This window comes from Synechococcus sp. H55.7, from assembly GCF_047462395.1.
Classification (GTDB): Bacteria; Cyanobacteriota; Cyanobacteriia; order Thermostichales; family Thermostichaceae; genus Thermostichus.
Map to the genome: position 1 here is coordinate 12716 of NZ_JANSJD010000015.1, position 16525 is coordinate 29240.

Below are 16525 nucleotides of genomic sequence, written 5' to 3' on the forward strand. Positions count from 1 at the left end.
TGGCCGGCTCCTAGAAACGGAAGAATTGGATAGCCCTACTCTCCTGGATCTGAGGCGAGGTGGGGATATGGCCAAGCCTCAGCCCAGATGCCCAAAGCTGCATACTTCGGGGGGCGTTATGTCCAGGCCTAGCCCAGCCACGCCTGCAACCGCGCCAGAGCCAGCCGCTTTTGGGCAGCAGAGCTTACCGTACCTTCTGTGAGCCGATTGAAGCCGTGCACCAGCCCCTTGCCTCCCAAAGCCACCAGCGTCACCCGATGGGTTTGCCCCGGCTCAAAGCGCACCGCTTGGCCGGAAGGAATGTTGAGGCGCATGCCAAAGCTGGCGGCGCGATCGAACACCAGAGCCCGGTTCACCTCGAAAAAGTGAAAATGGGATCCCACCTGAATGGGCCGATCCCCTCGGTTGGTCACCTCCAGGGTCACGCTGGCCCGTCCGACATTGGCTTGGATGGGATCCTCTGCCAGCAGCAGCTCCCCCGGGATCAGAACCGGTGCAGGGTCCGCAGCAGGCGGGGTTTTGGGTTGGCGAGCCATGGTGGCAACCTCCTGAAGTCTGTGAGTCGTTGGGGGATCCTTAGAAAGCAGCTAGCGAATGGGGTGGTGCAGGGTCACCAGCTTGGTTCCGTCGGGGAAGGTGGCCTCCACTTGAATTTCCGGGATCATCTCCGGGATCCCAGGCATCACGTCCTCTCGGCTCAGCCAGGTTAGCCCCTCGCTCATCAACTGGGCAACCGTTTTCCCTTCCCGTGCCCCCTCCAAAACGGCTGCGCTCAGGTAGGCCACCGCCTCGGGGTAGTTGAGTTTGAGGCCTCGCTGCCGCCGATCCCGAGCCAACTGGGCCGCCAGGTAGATCAACAACTTGTCTTTCTCCTGGGGAGACAGGTACATGAGGTCACCTCAAAGATACAAAACGATACAGAAGAGACGGCAGGGCGCCACGTTAGCCTAGAGTTGATTTAACTTATACCACCTCTGGGCCAACAAGAGGCTCCCAAGTTGTATGAGGAACCACCCGCCCTTCTCCAGCACTGACGGTCTCGGTACCCGATGTTGCATCTTCCTTCCTGGGCAGCCTCTCCTGAAAGAGTAACAATAGATAAATAGGTGTAGTAGTCGTCAAGGTTTGTTTAGATTTGTATCTCGGCCCTGAGTTGATTTATCTTGGAGCAATTTACCGGCTTTGTTTAGCAGTTTCCTTTGATATGGATTGACTAGGTTCTTTTGATGAGCTATGAAACTCGAACTGACTCCCAGACAGCGCAAGATTCTCTGGGCGACGGTGCGCAGCTACATTGCGACGGCTGAACCTGTCGGTTCCAAAACCTTGGCTCAGTCCTATAACTTTGGGGTGAGCACGGCCACCATTCGTAACGACTTGGCCACCCTTGAGCAGGTTGGGTTACTGTTTCAGCCCCACACCTCCGCCGGGCGGGTTCCTTCCGACTTTGGCTATCGGGTCTATGTGAACGATCTGTTGACCTCTGCCAACATGGATGGGATCCCCTGCGATGCTCCTCAGCCGGATCCCCATCCTGCTCTGCAGCAGTTGCTGGATCAGCTTGGCCGCGAGCTGGGCGACGACCTGGACAGTCTTCTCCAGAGGGTGGCCCAGCTTTTGGCCCATCTGAGCGGCTGCATTGCTCTGATCACCCCACCCCAGGGGCCGGTGGTGGCCATTCACCACGTGCAGTTGGTGTCGGTGGCGCCAGGGCGGGTGATGGTGTTGGTGGTTACCGATTCTTATCAAACCCATTCGGCCTTGGTCAGCCCACCCGAGTGGCCCAGCGACTGCCAAGAGGATCTGGAAGATGAATTGCGATTGCTCAGCAACTTCCTCACCCTGAAGCTGCGGGGCAAGACTTTTGCCGAGTTGCAGGATTTGAGCTGGCTGAAGCTGGATGAAGAGTTTCGCGCCTACAGCCATTGGCTGCAGCAACTGCTGCGCTCGGTGGTACAACGCTATCTGCGGCCATCTCTCGGGCAGGTGTTCAGTGCCGGCATGACAGAGCTGATGCGTCAACCGGAGTTTTCCCAAGCCCGGCAGGTGCAGGCGGTGATGCAGTTGATCGAGGAAGGGGCGGAGCAACTCCAGGGAATGATTGGGCTCCATTTGACCGATGGGGGCTCAAGGGGGAACGATTCAGGACAGCCCGACCGCAATATCCCGGTGATCATCTACATCGGCAGCGAGAACCCGCTGGAGTCTTTGCACCACTGTACGGTTATCGCTGCCACTTACCACCGCCGCTCGGCTCCTCTGGGTACTGTCACCTTGCTGGGGCCGACCCGAATGGCCTACGAGCGCAGCATTGCGGCTGTGCAGGCGGTGGCCTCTCACCTGACTCGGTCTCTTGCTTAGGGGGGCAGGGTCTGGGCTGCACCCGAGCAATAGCAAGCTGTGACCAGGCTCTCTTCTTTTCACCTGCGGGTACAACACGCCATCCGGCAGCGGCAGCTTCTTCACCCCGGCGAGCGCTTGCTGGTGGCTTTTTCCGGCGGTCAAGATTCCTTTTGCCTGCTCCAGATCCTGCGGGATCTGCAGCCTCGCTGGGACTGGAAGCTGTTTGTCCTGCATTGTGATCACCGTTGGTCGGCGGACGAAACGGAGTGTGCCCGCTTTTTGCAGCGATGGCTGCAGCAGCAGGGGCTAATCCATGCCGTTGCAACTGCGGATCCCATCCGCCGAGATGAGGCAGGGGCCAGGGCTTGGCGCTACCAACAGTTGGACAAATGGGCCCGCATTTGGGAGTGCAGCGCCGTGGTGATGGGGCATACGGCCAGCGATCGCGCAGAGACGTTGTTGTGGAATTTGCTGCGGGGGACAGGAGCCGCCGGGCTGAGCAGCCTAGATTGGCAGCGCCGCCTGGACGAGCGGGATCCCACCTCTGCCCGGTTGGTGCGCCCCCTGCTGGGCCTTTTTCGTTGGGAAACCGAGCAATTTTGCCGGCAGCACCAGTTGCCGGTCTGGCCGGATCGCAGCAACCAAGATCTGGCCCATGGCCGCAACCGCCTCCGCCTAGAGGTGATGCCCTACCTGAAGCAACACTTTAACCCCCAACTGGAAGTGGCTCTGAACCGAGCTGTCACGCTGCTACAAGCAGAACACGAGCTGGTGGTAGCCCAGGCAGATCAGCTCTGGGCGCAGGTGTATGAGCCCACTTTGCCAGGGCTGCGACGGGATCCCTTGCGGGCCGCCCCCTTAGCCCTGCAGCGACAGGTGATGTTCCGATTTTTGTCCCTGGTGCTGCCCCACCACCCCACCTTTGATCAGGTGGAAGCCGGGATCCAGCTCTTAAAAGCAGGCCGCGGCAGCCGCAGCCCCGACTATCCAGGTGGGAGCTGGCTAGAAGTGAAAGAGGATCACATTTGTTTTGTTTCCATTAATTCCACTTCCCCGAAAGGAAGCAACTCTCCCCGACTATAGCCCTTACCCAATCCAGGGGCCCAGATCGACAGGGTCTCGTTTTGGGCTGCAATTTCCCCTCACTTTTTGTCGCCGAGGGGCCTGAAACCCTTGCCCAGCAAGGGATCGACCGGATCAACGGAAGAATCAGGGTTTGAGGGTTGTCGCCGACCCTGTCGCTGAATTTTGGGTATAAAGCTTTACAAGGATCCCGGTGCTGCTGTTGAGGTGGCCTGGGATGGGCTCCTGAGGGGTGGGCTAAGACGGTCTTTCTAGGGATCCAGGACATAGCGATCCTGGGAGAGGAGCTTGTTGCCGCGATAGACGCTCACCTGCAAATGCTGGGGATCCAGCCGCTGCTGCTCCACGCGGATGGGGGAGATCTGGAGGGCGTGGCGGGATCCCCGTCCCAGCACCGACACGATGAGATTTTGGCCGCGGATCTGAAGGCGCAGGCGCACCGGCCAAGGGAAGGGGTTGCGCAGCTTGAGGTCGGCCAAGCCGTACCAAACGGTGGCATCCAGGCCGGGGGGCACCGACTCCACGGGGCGGTAATGGGGGTGCCTTTCCACCACTTCCAGCCCCGCCAGCAGAGCAGCGTTGTATAGGCTGGAGGAGACTTGACAGATCCCGCCCCCAACCGAATCCAGGGTTTCGGCCACCATGAATACCGGCGCAGGCAGATAGCCCCGCTCGAGGGTGCGCGGCCCTACCACCTGGTTGAAAGAAAAAACTGCCCTTGGCTGAATGTAAACCCCATCCAGGCTTTGGGCAGCCTGGCGAATGTTGTGGAGCTGCGAGGGAGTGCGCTCCTGCAAGGAAGTGGTGTATCGGCTCAGGGTGGTTGGGGTGGGATCCGTCCACCACAGAGCCAGCAGGGCCAACCCCACCGACAAAGCCAATCCCCGCATCTTCCCTTTCACTTTTCCCAAGACACCTTGGCTTTCAAGAGAACCTCACCCTGGGGTTGGCGAGGGACGGCAGCGGCTTGGGCCGTAACCAGCACCTCTTGGGGGCGGGCGCCCTCTGGCAGCGGGTGTGGCGGGCGCAAGGCCACAAGCGCGGATCCCTGGGCATCCACCTGAAAGGTGCCGCAGTGGAGGATCTCGCCGTCGTCCAGCTTGAGCCAGAGGTGGTAACGCTCTCCAGGGGCCGGTTGGGGCAGATCCCTTGCCGCCAAGACCACCTCCTGCCACTCTCCTGGGCGCAACAGCAGGTTGGCCGACCCCACCTCTCCCTGCAAGTTCACCAGACGGGATCCCGGCTGTTGCAAGAGATGGGACAATGTCTGCACCGATTCTAGCCGGGCCAGTTGCAGCGCCTGCCGCAGTCGCCAGTTGTCGAAAACCAGCAAAGCCAAGGCCCCTGCCGCCAAGCCCCCTACCCAGCGCCACTCAGCCGTGAGGCGACCGAACCCCAGAGAGGACAGTGCCGGCTGAAGAGGGGTCAGCGCCTCCTCAATGCCCGCCTCTGCCATCACCTTGCCCCGCAAGCTGGCCGGCGGAATCACCCCTGGCAACCCATAGGGCAGCAGATGCAGGGTTTCTTGCAGGGCCTGCAACTCTGCCAGCAACCGCGGGTCTTGGGTTAGGCGTGCCTCCAGGGCGCTTGCCTGTTCAGGAGACAAGTCCCCCAGCAGATAGCCGGCCAGTTCTTCCTGTGCTTCTGATGAAGGGGGCGAGGCGGCTTCAGACCCAGAACTTAACTCCAAGGAGAGCGATTCCCGCAACTTGCAGAGGGCCTGGCGAGTGCGGGCTTTAACCGCCTCCAGCGGGATCCCCCAGTGTTGGGCAATGTCCGCCTGGCTCAACCCCTGGTAGTAGAGCAGCTCGAGAACCTGCCGTTGGCTTTCCGGCAGTTGGCTGAGGGCCTCCTGCACCGCTTGCCGTCGCTCCTCGAGGGAGAGCTGCTCAAAAGGGATCGGAGCACTGCCATCGGCGGCGAGCAGGGGTTGCCAGTGTTTCAAAAAACGTTGATGGCTATCCTGGGAGCGCAGACGCTCAATGGCTCGCGAACGGGTCAACGCACACAAAAAACTGCTCACGGATCCCTGCCGCGGATCATAGTCGGGCTTGTGCCACAGTTCGACAAACACCGCCTGAGTCAGATCTTCCGCCTCGGCCGCATGGCCCAGGATCTTAAGGGCCAGCCCACAGATCAAGCCGGCATAGCGATCGTAGAGTACAGCCAGGGCAACAGAATGCCCTGCTGTGAGCGCTTCCATCAGCTCCACATCGCTGCGGGATGGCCAATCCCTCACCCGCTCGCGCCAGGGAGACGGAGTCCTTGGTTGCTCAGCCATGCTACACCCAGCGTCGTCCCACAGAAACGAAGATAGACCTGATGAAAGCCTATCCCCTCAGCCGCGGCGAGCCGCCCACTCCAGCCCCAGCAGAGCCGTGTTCACCAGCAAGGCCAGGGATCCCACCGCTAGAGATCCAGCCCAGATTTTGTCGTAGCGACCGGCCTGGGCAATGCCCTCAAAAAGCAGGGTGCCCAGCCCCCCTGCCCCAAACTTGGCCCCCACCGTGGCAATGGCAATGGCCACAATTGCCGCCAGCCGCAAGCCGGCCAGGGCAACCGGCAGCATCAGGGGTAGCTGCACCTGCCACCACCGCTGCCAGAGGTTCATCCCCAGACCCTTGGCTGCCTCCAGAAGAGCCGGCTCCACTGATTGCAAACCCACGTACAGGTGGCGCACCAAGATCACCTGCGAGTAGAGCACCATCGCCACCACCACCGAGCGGGCATTGAGCCCGAACCAAGGGATCAACAAAATGATTAGAGCCAGGCTGGGCACCGTGTACAGGATGCTGAGGATCCCCATCAGCGGTAGAGCTAGCCAGCGCACGTGGTGAACCAGCAAAGCCAACGGCAGCGCCAGCACCAGCGCAATCCCCAAGGCCGTCGCCACCATTGCTAGGTGCTCTTGGGTAAGCTGCCACACCAAGCCGGGATGGCGGAGAAGGTAGCTCATGCGGATCCCCCCTCCAGCATGGCCAGATGGCGGATGTGATCCAGGGTAACGATGCCGATAGCCCGCCCGTCTTCCCACACCGTGAGAGCCGCCGCCCCTGTGCGCAGCAGCAGCGACAAGGCCCGCCGTAGGGTTTCGTGGGGCTTTACCACCGCCCCCTCCTGGATCTGGTGGTTGTGCGGGATCCGCTCCATCGCCGTTTCCACCCGCAGCACGCTCAGTTGCCGCACCATGTCGTCTGCCCCCAATAGCTCTCTGACAAAGGGGGTGGCCGGCTGGGTGAGCAGTCGAAAGGGAGTATCGAACTGCACCACTCGCCCCTGCTGCATCACCAAGATGCGATCTGCCAGGCGCAGCGCCTCTTCCACGTCGTGGGAGACGAAGAGGATGGTCTTTCTCAGTCGCCGCTGCAGGCGCAGGATCTCATCTTGTAGCTTGCTACGGGTGATGGCGTCGAGGGCCCCAAAGGGTTCGTCCATCAGCAGCAGATCCGGATCCCCGGCCAGCGCCCGCGCCAGCCCCACCCGCTGCTGTTGGCCGCCTGAGAGTTGAGCCGGGTAGCGACGTCGGTATTCTTGGGGGGGCAAGTTGACCAAGCTGAGCAGCTCGTCCACTCGCTCGCGGATGCGCTCCCTTGGCCAGCCCAAAAGTCGCGGCACCACCGCCACATTCTGGGCCACCGTCATGTGGGGAAACAACCCCACCTGCTGGATGACATAGCCGATGCGCTGGCGCAGCGCCGTCACCGGAAAGTGGCGGATATCCTGCCCATCCAGGCGAATCTGTCCTTGGGCGGGCTCCAGCAGCCGGTTCACCATCTTCAGAAGGGTGGTTTTGCCGCAGCCGGAAGGGCCGAGGATGACCACCAACTGGCCTGAGGCCACAGAAAAACTGCACTCCTCCACAGCCGGACGGGAACTGTGGGGGAAGCGCAGCGATACCCGCTCGAATTCAAGGGTGCTCACGCCGGGGCCTCAGGCAACGGCTATTTCTTCAAAATACCGGCCTCCACCAAGAAGGATCTCGCCACCTCTGCCGGCTCCTTGCGCTTGCCGCTCACCTCGTAGTTCAGCCGCTGCATCACCTCGTCCGTCAGCAACGGAGCAAGGGCGTTCAAAGCAGTGGCGATGCCGGGGTTGGCCTCCAGGGTATCTTTGCGCACCACCGGCGCCACCTGGTAAGGGGGGAAAAGCTGCTTGTCGTCCTTGAGCACCACCAGGTCAAAGGCGGCAATTTCCCCGTCAGTGCCAAAGGCCACCGCCACATCCGCCTCCCCATTGACCAAGCCCTGGTAGCGCAGGCCGGGATCCACCGCCTTGTAGGCTTTGAGGCGAAAGTTGCCGTAGACCGCTCGCAGTCCCGGCAGGCCGTCTTCGCGGGCTTGAAACTCCGGCGGCCCGATCATCACCAGCTCGCCTGCTCTGGCCACCATGTCTGAGAGGGTAGTGATGCCCAGCTCCGCCGCTCTGGCGCGGGTCATGGCCAGGGCCTGGGTGTTGTTCATGGGGGCCGGATCCAGCCAAACCAATTGGAACTGGCGCTCGTACTCGCGGGCCACCGTCGCGTATACCTGGGCCGGGTCGCTGCTGCTGGGCAGCTTGAGCACCGTCAGCAGGCCGGTGCCGGTGTACTCCGGGTAGAGATCGATCTCGCCGCTCAGCAGGCCGGCATGGGCCACCGGCGTTCCCCCCAGGTTGAGCTTGCGCTCCACCGCCAACCCCGCCGCCTCCAGAGCCAAGGCGTACATTTCCCCCAAGATAAACTGCTCGGTGAAGTCCTTAGAGCCGACCACAATCGGTTTGGCAAGGCCCGCTTGAGGGGCAAGAACAAGGGCGGCCAGCCCCGAGAGGGCCAGCAGAGCCAGGCGACGAGTGGTTTTGAGCATGGCAAAAGGGATCCCCAACTCGAGACAAGCGGCCCTGCCGAGAGTGTTCCGGCCTGGGCCAGGAAGTTGCGACTGCTAAGCCACCATTAAACCATTATTGTCCCCGATCCGTAACTGCAAGAGCGACAGCGGCACTACCGGCATTGCCCCGCCCCAGAGCCTCAACCCCATCCCATTAGCCTCTGCCGGGGGCCGGGAACGATCCGGTGACGGCCCGGATCTTCTGCCGCCGCCCAGCTCGCTCGATCTCCAGCTCCAGGGTGCTGCCCACCTCGGTGCGCTCCACCTCCTGTTGCACTTGGTCGGCGGTGGTGACGGCGCGGCCATTGATGGCAAGAATGATGTCTCCGGCGCGCAGGCCCGCCCGCTCTGCCGGGGATCCCTGGATCACCTCGCCGATGAGCACCCCCTGATCCACCGTCACGAAAATGCGGCTGTTGGGATCCTGGTTGAGACGTTCCTTCAGGTCGGGGGTGAGGGTGAGCATACGGATGCCCAGGTAGGGGTGATCCACCTTGCCGCGGGCGATCAACTGGTTGGCCACCCGCTGAGCTGTCTCGATGGGAATGGCAAAGCCCAGCCCTTGCGCCCCTTGGATGATAGCCGTGTTCACCCCGATCACCTCCCCTTGAGCATTGAGCAGGGGGCCGCCTGAGTTGCCGGGGTTGATGGCCGCATCCGTCTGGATAAAAGACACCCGCTTGTCGGGCACGCGGATCTCGCCGCTGGAGCGGCCCAAAGCGCTGATGATCCCAGCGGTTACGGTGTTGTCCAGCCCCAGGGGGTTGCCGATGGCAATGGCCCACTGGCCCGGCTCCAGCAGTTCGGAGCGGCCCAGCTTCACCGTCGGCAGGTTCTGGGCCTCGATCTTCACCACCGCAATGTCCGTCACCGGGTCGGTGCCAATTACTTTGCCGTCAAAGCTGCGGGTATCCTTGAGCGTCACCGTCACCTTGTCGGATCCCTCGACCACATGGGCGTTGGTGATGATCTGGCCGTCCGGGCTGATGATAAAGCCGGAGCCAGTGCCCTGTTGCCGCCGTTGGCGGGGGATGGAAGGGATCGCTTGGCCAAAGAAATCCCGGAAGAAGGGATCGCTAAAGAACTCCTCTGGAAAAGCGCCCGGAACACGCACCGTCCGCTCGGAGTCGATGCGCACCACCGCCGGCCCCACCTTTTGCGCCACCTCGGCGATAAAATTCAGGTTCAGTTGGGGCGGGGTTGCCGTCGTTTGCGCAGATACTCCGTTGCTTCCCATGAGAGCTGCTCCTAGCCCAATGCCCAAGAGCACCAGCAGCAGCGGCGAGAGAAGAGACTTAAGAACGGCCAAAGGCTCAAAAAAGGAACGAACTCCGTCCTGCTGATGCAAACGGGCAGGTTGAGCAGAAGCTTCTGAACTGGGAGAAGGTTGGCCCGGCATGGATGTGCTGCGCTTCATAGCTACCTGAGTCAAGGAAGAGAAGAGCTGGGAGCGCAGAAATACCTTGGCCCCCTGCGAAACCTAGGGCCTAATCTAGCATGGACAGCAGGGATCCCAAGGCGGCAGCCGCGGCGCTTTTCCGTACTTCCATCTGGGTTGAAGAGCAGCAGAATCTGCTTGCCTGGAGTAGCCACCCCATATCCAACTGGCTTTGATGGGGATAGAAGGCCAGACAGGGCTGTTGTCCCCAGCTTTGGCCGGCTTACAGCTAACGTAGAAGTGGTAGATCGGGGGTAAGACCATGACCAACCCAGCCCGTCGTCTGTTGGCTCCTCTACTCGCCGGTTTTCTCTGGCTACCGGCAGCCACCCCGGTTTTGGCGCAAAGGGATCCCTTGCCGCCACCGCCCCCCGGCCAGGGATGGCGCCCGGTGAACCCCCTTCCCCCTGATGAGCCAAGCCAGCCCTTTCAACTGCAAACCACCTTGCTGTTGCGCTCTGGGGATCTCATCCAAGCCGTGCATCGCTCTCCGGAAGCCCTCTTGATTGCCCCTGGCGAAACCCGCGCCGTCAGCCTTAGCCTGGAGACTCCCCTGCGGGATATCTACGGCAACATGGTCGTGCCGGCGGGAGCTATCCTAGAAGGCCAATTCCAGCCGGTGAGCGGCGGCACCCAGTTTGTCTCGCGGGCCTTGATCTTCAACGGCCAATCCTATCCTCTCTACGCCCAAAGCCAGGTAATCCCGCTGCGCAAGGATCCCCGCCACACTTCTGCAGAGGCAGTTGTGCAGGATGCCCTGATCGGGGCGGCGGCAGGGGCGATCTTGGGCGGCCTGTTTGGCGACCGGGTGATCTCGACGGAGAAGGTGCTAGGTGGAGCGGCAGCGGGGGCCGTGATCGGCAATGTGACGGCGCCGGAGGTGGCGGTGATCGATCCCAACGCCAACTTGACCCTGACGGTCACCCAAGATTTCCAACCCTACCTGCCCTAGCCAGCTTTTGAAAACCCTGCTGGCCAGGGCTAGGAACCGGCGGCCAGCCGATCCCAAATCTCCTCGTGGGAGAGGCCCCTGCGCACCCATTCTTCGCAATTGTGCAGCCGCTGAGCCGTGCCGATGAGGAAGCGGTTGCAGTCGGCTCCCAGGGATTCACAGGTGGTTTGCACACAGACCAGATCCCGGCCCGAGAGCAACGAGAAGAGGCCGGCCAGCATTCCTGCCTCTAGATAGCCGGCAGGCTCCCGCTGCGCAGACAGCTCCTCTGGGCTGAGGCTGGCACGAGCAGCCAGGGCAAAGCCGGAGTTGCGGATCCTAGCCTCCACCAGGCCGCGGTCAGCAGCGGAAAAATCCAGCTCCAGGCGGCCCCAGCCGTGGGTGGCCCAGAGATCGCTGAGGGCATCCAGGAAGATCCCCAGCGGCAATTCCTGCAGCGGTTGCTGGTAGTAGCGGGAGAGTTCGTCTTCGATGCGGCGGAAAAATGCTTCTCCCCACTCGCGGCCACAGTTGTAGAGGATGACACGGGTGGCTTGCCCGGTCTCGTAGCGCAAGCCGGCGTAGATGGCTTCCAGGAGAGGCATGGGAAAGGCTGCCAGGCGGTATCCTCCCCGGCTGTAGAGCAGGCCGCTGTGGATGTCGGGACGGATGTAGTAGGCAGGGCTAAAGCAGTGGCCGGGCAGGATCTCTTGCAGGGTGATCATGGCTTTCCTCTCAGGGAGATGGACGGACTTGAGGGCGGCTGCAACTGAGGCTTTCACGGTCATTTCAAATAGCAACAAAATAGTTGGTTGCCTGGATCCCAGCTCCCCTCTCCCTCAGGGAGAGGGGCTGGGGGTGAGGGCGAGCTCCCCTGGGGAGAGGGGCTGGGGGTGGTCGCGTGAGCGGCGCGGAGCGCTTGGGCGAGCTCCCCTGGGGAGAGGGGCTGGGGGTGGTCGCGTGAGCGGCGCGGAGCGCTTGGGCAAGCAGCACGGAGCACTGGGATAGTAGGGAGTGTCTTCATCTGGCCATAGGGGCAAGGAATGGATGAGTAGGGAGTGGGCTGTATACAGTAATTGGTGGATGGATCGAGAGCCCATTGACTTCAGTTGACCAGCATCGACTTGGCCAAGAGCACGTAGGGGCGGATGGCCTCGCTCTCTTCGGGGCCGAAGACAGCGCTGAGGGAGTCGAGCATCAACTTATAGGCAGGCTGGCACTGGTCACGCATCTTGAAGGACTTCAGGATCGTCTCCAGCCAGTAGAGCAACTTATCCCGCAGGTAATCCTCATCGTTGAGCAGCATGGCCAGGCAGCAGTAGCGCCACACCATGCTTAGATCGCGGCGGCAACGCTCCCAGGCCAGGTGCCCATGTTGGCGGGGCAAATTCGGCATCATCGGCTGGAACTTCTCCATCACCCGCTCCAGCAGCTCTTGCTCTTTGGCCTGCAGGACTTGATAGAGGCGGACTCGTTTGGGGATCCCTTCCACATAGGCGTGTAGGGTTTTCAACTCGTCCGGGCGCAGATAGCGGCCCTCACTTTGTTGCATCAGCTCGGCGACCATTGAATTCATAGGAAGCCCCCTTGGTTTAGACGAACATTTGCATCAGGGTGAGCGCTTCTTCCGACGGAGCTGCAGTCTCGGTTTGAGGAGCAAATTCCGGCTCAAGCCGCTCTGGGGAAGGGGCGCAGACAGCCTGTAGCGCTTGCCAGTAGGGGACAAGCAAACCCTGCTGATCCGCCGGCAGGGATCCCTGCACCACCGCCTGCAACTGCTGGAGCGCTTCCGGCAAACCCAGATACCGTTCCATCGCCCCACACCTCCATTGCTGCAGGGGCAAGGGATCCCCCAACAACAAGCTCAGGCTCAGGGAGCGCAAGCAGAAGGCCAGTTGCCGGGCCAAGAGGCGCTGAGTGGGGGTGAGAGAGGATTCTGCCTCACCGCTGTACCCGTGCTGTTGCAGAACCTTCTCGATCCATGCCATCTCCTGCTGTTGCAAAACCTGGTAGAGATGCAGCCGCTCTTGAAAGGAGAGAGCGTAGCGGATGAGATCCTGCAGATCGTCGGGCGTCAGGTAATCCCCTTCTCGATCGGCAATGCGCTCCGGCCAAGGGTAAAGGTCATTCATGGGTGAGGTCTCCTTAAAAAACCCGATTCAAAACCAGTCTCAAAACGAGTCAAAAGATCGAGCGGCTCGAGGAAGCAAAACCCAAGTTGGGGCAAAGCAGGGCTAGAGCAAGGCTCCACCAAACAAAGCGGCAAAATCCTCAAGCGTAAAGGGATCCTCTGGCGGCAGCTCCGGCGGTGGCTCAGGGCGCGGGCGGACGCCCGACCAATTGCAGCCGGCAAAAAACTGCCCTACCGACTGGGCCAAGAACAGGGGGGAGTCCGACAGCGATTCTGGAGCGAAGGGAGCTTTGGCCAAGGGCCGGTTATCCCAGTTCAACCCCTGTAAAAACACCGCCAGCGGCTGGGTTAAGTCCAGATCGGTGTCTAGGTTGAGGGTGACCATGGGCGTTTCTCCAAAGTGGCGGGGGAAGGACTGCAAAAGCCACAGGCAGACCTCACAGTTGGTGCAAACGCTGCTCGATTTCGCGGGCGCTGGCCCCTTCGCTCACCCAGAAATTGGCGGCATCGATGCGCTCTTGCCCGCCCAGCAAAAACTTGCAATAGGTCTCCCCCATGGCGTAGCACTGGATCTCGATGCAGGCCAGCTCGCGGGAAGTCATAGCAGAGAAAAATCCGGCAAATAGCCCGGCATAGAGGTGACAAACCGGCTTGCCCACATCGCCCAAGGTGCGGGCCACCAGCGAGTCAAACAGGTTGATGAATAGGAACCCTTTTTGTTTGGACTCGGTTTCCACCTCCCACTTGCCCCACCCTTGCGCCGTAAAAGGCCACCACCAGGTCTCCAGCAAAAACAGAAGGTTGGACTGCTTGACCCCAACTCCGTACTCCCGCTCATACCACTGGGAAAAATGCTGGGCATCGCGGCTGCCCCAGTCTCTGCCGATGGTGTACATCACCGCCGCAGAGGCATCGCCCACTTCCCGCTCTAGGCCCGCCTGCAGGCCGACAATGAAGTCTTCGCTGAGCAGCAGGTTTTGGGTGTTGTTCCAGTCGATGATCGTGCCTTGCTCTCGGTTAAAGCGGAAGAAATCGCGGTAGCTGTAGTGGGCGTGCTTGTCGCGGCCCACCGGCATGGTGACTGCGGGACGGGGATCCGGTCGAGTGGTAACGCTGGCCATGGCTTTCTCCTCAACAAAACTGAGCCGTGATCCACTGCAGCAGGAACCCAAGCAGAGTGTTGGGATCCCTTAGGCCTCGCGGGTCTGGGCAAGGGTGCTGCCGATGATGCGGAAGTCTTCGTTTTCCAGTTGCTTGATCGTGGAACGGGTGATGATCTTGCCCTCCTCCACCAAAACGCGCCCTGTTCGGGGGTGCAGCAAGTCTTGTTCGGCCCGCCGACCGATGAGCACCTCGATATCCTTCAGCGAGTTCACGTACATCCCCGGCGGCAGCTCCACCACCACCCCATCGGCCACCACCCGTGCCTGACAGGCCAAGCGGGAATTGCTGCGGGCGCTGGTGATCGTCTCCAGGGTTTTGGCCTCGCGGGGGGTGATGGGGGTGAGGCTCTCCATCCCCTCCTTGACGTAGACATGACAGGTGGCGCAGAGGCCGCGGCCGTTACATTCCTTTGAGACATGGAGCTCCTCCGACAAAATGGCCGACAGCAGGTTGCTGTAGGTATCCACCTCCGAGACACGGGATAGAGGATCTAGCCGGATTTGTTTCACCATAGGTGGGATCCCCAACTTCAAGGCAGACAAAAACTCTGCCGGCAGATACGCCCTGCCGCAAAAGCAATACAAGCGAAAAATCAGTTCCTACTCGTATTCTGGATTTTGGCCAGGCTGAGAGAATCAAAATGTCATAATCTTTAACTACGAATAAATACGGAAATTTTCTCCATGTAGAAAGCTGGAAAGTAGAATCACATAAACTCGAAAAAACTGGGGGCCTTCTTGTAAACATTTATCGCAAGCTTCCCCAGTTCAACTTATCGACAAGATAAATCTTGAGTAGGGCTTTTGCTCGATTGGATTTTGGGTTGGCATTGACAATTTTCGGATCTGGTTAATGCCGACTGTAAAAGTGTATCGAGCAACCCTATCTTCATTGTTTCTTTAAGTTGACCTCTTGTCTAATCGGTTTTTGTTCGCTTTTTGTCGGTCGCGTTGCTTGGGAGCTATCGCTATGGAACTACGCCAGCGGGATCCGCAAACGTTGCAAAACCTGTTGCGGGCTGCCTACCAACAGCTTTTGGAACGCCAGCCCTACCAGCACGAGAAGGCGGGAGAGCTGGAAAAAATCGAGCAGGACTTTCTGCGGGGTCGGATTGGGATCAAGCGGTTGGTTCGCCAAATTGGGGGATCCCGGCTCTACCGGCAGCTCTTTTTCAGTGCCGGCTGCAACACCCGCTGCGTGGAGCAGGGTTTTAAGCACTTTTTGGGGCGGGCCCCGGCCAGCAAGGAGGAGGTGGCCGCCTACCACGGCATCTTGCTCCACCAGGGCTTTCAAGCCATGGTCAATGCCTTTATCGACTCGGAGGAGTACCGCCACACCTTCGGCAACGACCAACTGCCCCACCCGCGGCAGCGGCTGAGCGGCTGCCCGCCTCTGGCCTACCTGCTGACGGAGCAGATGCACCGGCGCCATGAGCTGGCGATGCAGGGATCCCCGCGGCTGCAGAGCTTGGCGGTGATGTAACTCAGGCGGCGGGAGCGGGAAGAAAGTCGAGGCTGTAGGCTTGGCGGGCATTCAGGCCAGCTTCGACGATTCCCAGGGCCACCATTTCCTGAAAATAGGTCTGCCAGCGCTGGTGGGTCATGGCGCCGATCCCCAGGGTGGCCGCGTCGCCGGCAGTGAGGAGGCCGTAGTCTTTTAGGGCTTGGTGGGCATAGGCCAGAAGGGCCTCGCTCATGTTGGGGTTGTCTTGGCGGATGAGGCGGTTGCCGGGGCGGGGATCCTCCAGGTAGCTTTGCCAGCCCGCGATGGAGGCGGCCACAAATTTTCGCACCTCCTCCGGGTGCTGTTCGGCAAAGGGGCGGGTGGTCTCCAGCGTGGTGGCATAAGGGGAATAGCCGTAGTCGGCCAGCAGGAAGACAACAGGATCAAAGCCGCCCTCCTGGCGCACGCGGAAGGGCTCGGAGGTGACATAGCCCTGCTGGGCAGAGGATTTGTCCAGCAGGAAGGGGGCGAGGCTGAGGTTGTAGGGGCGCTTTTGCTCGTCGCTGAAGCCGAACTTGGCCCGCAAGAAAGGCCAGTAGGTGAGGTTGGCTCCCGGAGAGACCCAGATGGGCTTGCCCCGCAAGTCTTCCAGGCGCTCGATGCCCACGCCCGGATGGACCAAAAGACACTGGGGATCCTTCTGGAAAAAGGCGGCCACGGTGAGCACGGGGATCCCTGATTGCAAGGCCGCCAGGGCGTCGGGGCTGCCGCCGAGGACAAAGTCCGCTGCTCCTCCAGCCAGCAGTTGCAGCACGTTAACTGCCGTTCCCCCCATGCGGATTTCCACCTGCAGGCCGTAGTCGGCGTAGATACCCAGGGCCAGGGCCTGGTAGAAGCCGCCATGCTCCGCCTGAGCATACCAGTTGGTCACCAGGCGCAGGGGCCGGGATCTGGAGCGGCGGGATCCCGCTGCTGCTGTCACTAGAGCAGCTCCACTGGCTAGAAAGCGCCGTCGGGGCCAGAGCTCTGCGGTCACACTAGCCATGGGCAGGGATCCTCAGACTGCAACGCTTTCAGTATCTCGCAAGCAGGTGGTTTTTGCCTCAGCTTGGCCCAAATAGCCCCTAGCC

19 protein-coding genes are annotated in these 16525 nt (G+C 61.0%); 4 read left to right on the top strand and 15 right to left on the bottom strand.

Features of this window, described 5'->3' with window-relative positions:
* Nucleotides 1-128 precede the first annotated feature (128 nt).
* Entirely contained in the window at nt 129-488 is a 360-nt protein-coding gene (locus NW851_RS08710) for an urease subunit beta (protein ID WP_414334374.1), read from the bottom strand.
* Nucleotides 489-587: 99 nt separating this feature from the next.
* On the bottom strand, nt 588-890 hold the full coding sequence (locus NW851_RS08715) for an urease subunit gamma (RefSeq protein WP_414334353.1): 303 nt from the start codon (nt 888-890) through the stop codon (nt 588-590).
* Nucleotides 891-1233: 343 nt separating this feature from the next.
* On the opposite strand from NW851_RS08715, the gene hrcA reads away from it, so the two are divergent.
* Entirely contained in the window at nt 1234-2361 is a 1128-nt protein-coding gene (hrcA, locus tag NW851_RS08720) for a heat-inducible transcriptional repressor HrcA (protein ID WP_414334355.1), read from the top strand.
* A gap of 39 nt (nt 2362-2400) precedes the next feature.
* Nucleotides 2401-3426, top strand: a complete 1026-nt coding sequence (gene tilS, locus NW851_RS08725; RefSeq protein WP_414337850.1) for a tRNA lysidine(34) synthetase TilS — start codon at nt 2401-2403, stop codon at nt 3424-3426.
* Nucleotides 3427-3677: 251 nt separating this feature from the next.
* On the opposite strand, the gene NW851_RS08730 is transcribed toward tilS, so the two are convergent.
* The 6 genes from NW851_RS08730 to NW851_RS08755 form a co-directional block, all read right to left on the bottom strand.
* Nucleotides 3678-4316 carry a VanW family protein gene (locus NW851_RS08730; protein ID WP_414334359.1) on the bottom strand — a complete coding sequence of 213 codons (639 nt, stop codon included), beginning with the start codon at nt 4314-4316 and terminating at the stop codon, nt 3678-3680.
* Between the two features lie 8 nt (nt 4317-4324).
* Entirely contained in the window at nt 4325-5707 is a 1383-nt protein-coding gene (locus NW851_RS08735; protein ID WP_414334361.1) for a sigma-70 family RNA polymerase sigma factor, read from the bottom strand.
* Nucleotides 5708-5764: 57 nt separating this feature from the next.
* Complete coding sequence (locus NW851_RS08740; protein ID WP_414334363.1) at nt 5765-6382, bottom strand: ABC transporter permease; 618 nt, start codon at nt 6380-6382, stop codon at nt 5765-5767.
* On the bottom strand, nt 6379-7347 hold the full coding sequence (locus NW851_RS08745) for an ABC transporter ATP-binding protein (protein WP_414337856.1): 969 nt from the start codon (nt 7345-7347) through the stop codon (nt 6379-6381). Before NW851_RS08745 ends, NW851_RS08740 begins: the two co-directional genes overlap by 4 nt.
* A gap of 20 nt (nt 7348-7367) precedes the next feature.
* On the bottom strand, nt 7368-8267 hold the full coding sequence (locus NW851_RS08750; protein WP_414337858.1) for a glycine betaine ABC transporter substrate-binding protein: 900 nt from the start codon (nt 8265-8267) through the stop codon (nt 7368-7370).
* Nucleotides 8268-8442: 175 nt separating this feature from the next.
* The gene (locus NW851_RS08755) at nt 8443-9687 is read right to left on the bottom strand and encodes an HhoA/HhoB/HtrA family serine endopeptidase (RefSeq protein WP_414334376.1); all 1245 of its coding nucleotides are present in this window, start codon (nt 9685-9687) and stop codon (nt 8443-8445) included.
* Nucleotides 9688-9988: 301 nt separating this feature from the next.
* On the opposite strand from NW851_RS08755, the gene NW851_RS08760 reads away from it, so the two are divergent.
* Nucleotides 9989-10678: a hypothetical protein gene (locus NW851_RS08760; RefSeq protein ID WP_414337860.1), complete on the top strand. Its 690-nt coding sequence runs from the start codon at nt 9989-9991 to the stop codon at nt 10676-10678.
* A gap of 29 nt (nt 10679-10707) precedes the next feature.
* Here NW851_RS08760 and NW851_RS08765 read toward each other — a convergent pair whose 3' ends face one another.
* The 6 genes from NW851_RS08765 to NW851_RS08790 all read right to left on the bottom strand — a co-directional run bounded on the left by NW851_RS08765 (nt 10708) and on the right by NW851_RS08790 (nt 14464).
* Nucleotides 10708-11382, bottom strand: a complete 675-nt coding sequence (locus NW851_RS08765) for a V4R domain-containing protein (protein ID WP_414334370.1) — start codon at nt 11380-11382, stop codon at nt 10708-10710.
* A gap of 380 nt (nt 11383-11762) precedes the next feature.
* Nucleotides 11763-12233 (bottom strand): phycobilisome protein, encoded by a 471-nt coding sequence (locus NW851_RS08770; protein WP_414337862.1) that lies wholly within the window; start codon nt 12231-12233, stop codon nt 11763-11765.
* A 16-nt stretch (nt 12234-12249) separates the two neighbouring features.
* Nucleotides 12250-12789: a hypothetical protein gene (locus NW851_RS08775; RefSeq protein ID WP_414337864.1), complete on the bottom strand. Its 540-nt coding sequence runs from the start codon at nt 12787-12789 to the stop codon at nt 12250-12252.
* Nucleotides 12790-12891: 102 nt separating this feature from the next.
* The gene (locus NW851_RS08780) at nt 12892-13173 is read right to left on the bottom strand and encodes a hypothetical protein (protein ID WP_414332444.1); all 282 of its coding nucleotides are present in this window, start codon (nt 13171-13173) and stop codon (nt 12892-12894) included.
* A 52-nt stretch (nt 13174-13225) separates the two neighbouring features.
* Nucleotides 13226-13909 carry a V4R domain-containing protein gene (locus NW851_RS08785; protein ID WP_414332442.1) on the bottom strand — a complete coding sequence of 228 codons (684 nt, stop codon included), beginning with the start codon at nt 13907-13909 and terminating at the stop codon, nt 13226-13228.
* Nucleotides 13910-13978: 69 nt separating this feature from the next.
* Nucleotides 13979-14464, bottom strand: coding sequence for a 2Fe-2S iron-sulfur cluster-binding protein (locus NW851_RS08790; RefSeq protein WP_414332440.1), 486 nt, complete (start codon nt 14462-14464; stop codon nt 13979-13981).
* A gap of 457 nt (nt 14465-14921) precedes the next feature.
* On the opposite strand from NW851_RS08790, the gene NW851_RS08795 reads away from it, so the two are divergent.
* Nucleotides 14922-15434, top strand: a complete 513-nt coding sequence (locus tag NW851_RS08795; protein ID WP_414337867.1) for a phycobilisome rod-core linker polypeptide — start codon at nt 14922-14924, stop codon at nt 15432-15434.
* 1 nt (nt 15435) lies between these two features.
* Here the strand turns inward: NW851_RS08795 and NW851_RS08800 are convergent, their stop codons facing one another.
* Nucleotides 15436-16440 (bottom strand): ABC transporter substrate-binding protein, encoded by a 1005-nt coding sequence (locus NW851_RS08800; RefSeq protein ID WP_414332436.1) that lies wholly within the window; start codon nt 16438-16440, stop codon nt 15436-15438.
* Nucleotides 16441-16525 lie beyond the last annotated feature (85 nt).

Excerpts from the sequence above, each read along its gene's own strand:
- NW851_RS08715 (WP_414334353.1), bottom strand. The coding sequence starts at position 890 with ATGTACCTGTCTCCCCAGGAGAAAGACAAGTTGTTGATCTACCTGGCG.
- hrcA (WP_414334355.1), top strand. The coding sequence starts at position 1,234 with ATGAAACTCGAACTGACTCCCAGACAGCGCAAGATTCTCTGGGCGACG.
- NW851_RS08730 (WP_414334359.1), bottom strand. The coding sequence starts at position 4,316 with ATGCGGGGATTGGCTTTGTCGGTGGGGTTGGCCCTGCTGGCTCTGTGG.
- NW851_RS08735 (WP_414334361.1), bottom strand. The coding sequence starts at position 5,707 with ATGGCTGAGCAACCAAGGACTCCGTCTCCCTGGCGCGAGCGGGTGAGG.
- NW851_RS08740 (WP_414334363.1), bottom strand. The coding sequence starts at position 6,382 with ATGAGCTACCTTCTCCGCCATCCCGGCTTGGTGTGGCAGCTTACCCAA.
- NW851_RS08750 (WP_414337858.1), bottom strand. The coding sequence starts at position 8,267 with ATGCTCAAAACCACTCGTCGCCTGGCTCTGCTGGCCCTCTCGGGGCTG.
- NW851_RS08755 (WP_414334376.1), bottom strand. The coding sequence starts at position 9,687 with ATGCCGGGCCAACCTTCTCCCAGTTCAGAAGCTTCTGCTCAACCTGCC.
- NW851_RS08760 (WP_414337860.1), top strand. The coding sequence starts at position 9,989 with ATGACCAACCCAGCCCGTCGTCTGTTGGCTCCTCTACTCGCCGGTTTT.
- NW851_RS08765 (WP_414334370.1), bottom strand. The coding sequence starts at position 11,382 with ATGATCACCCTGCAAGAGATCCTGCCCGGCCACTGCTTTAGCCCTGCC.
- NW851_RS08770 (WP_414337862.1), bottom strand. The coding sequence starts at position 12,233 with ATGAATTCAATGGTCGCCGAGCTGATGCAACAAAGTGAGGGCCGCTAT.
- NW851_RS08775 (WP_414337864.1), bottom strand. The coding sequence starts at position 12,789 with ATGAATGACCTTTACCCTTGGCCGGAGCGCATTGCCGATCGAGAAGGG.
- NW851_RS08780 (WP_414332444.1), bottom strand. The coding sequence starts at position 13,173 with ATGGTCACCCTCAACCTAGACACCGATCTGGACTTAACCCAGCCGCTG.
- NW851_RS08785 (WP_414332442.1), bottom strand. The coding sequence starts at position 13,909 with ATGGCCAGCGTTACCACTCGACCGGATCCCCGTCCCGCAGTCACCATG.
- NW851_RS08790 (WP_414332440.1), bottom strand. The coding sequence starts at position 14,464 with ATGGTGAAACAAATCCGGCTAGATCCTCTATCCCGTGTCTCGGAGGTG.
- NW851_RS08795 (WP_414337867.1), top strand. The coding sequence starts at position 14,922 with ATGGAACTACGCCAGCGGGATCCGCAAACGTTGCAAAACCTGTTGCGG.
- NW851_RS08800 (WP_414332436.1), bottom strand. The coding sequence starts at position 16,440 with ATGGCTAGTGTGACCGCAGAGCTCTGGCCCCGACGGCGCTTTCTAGCC.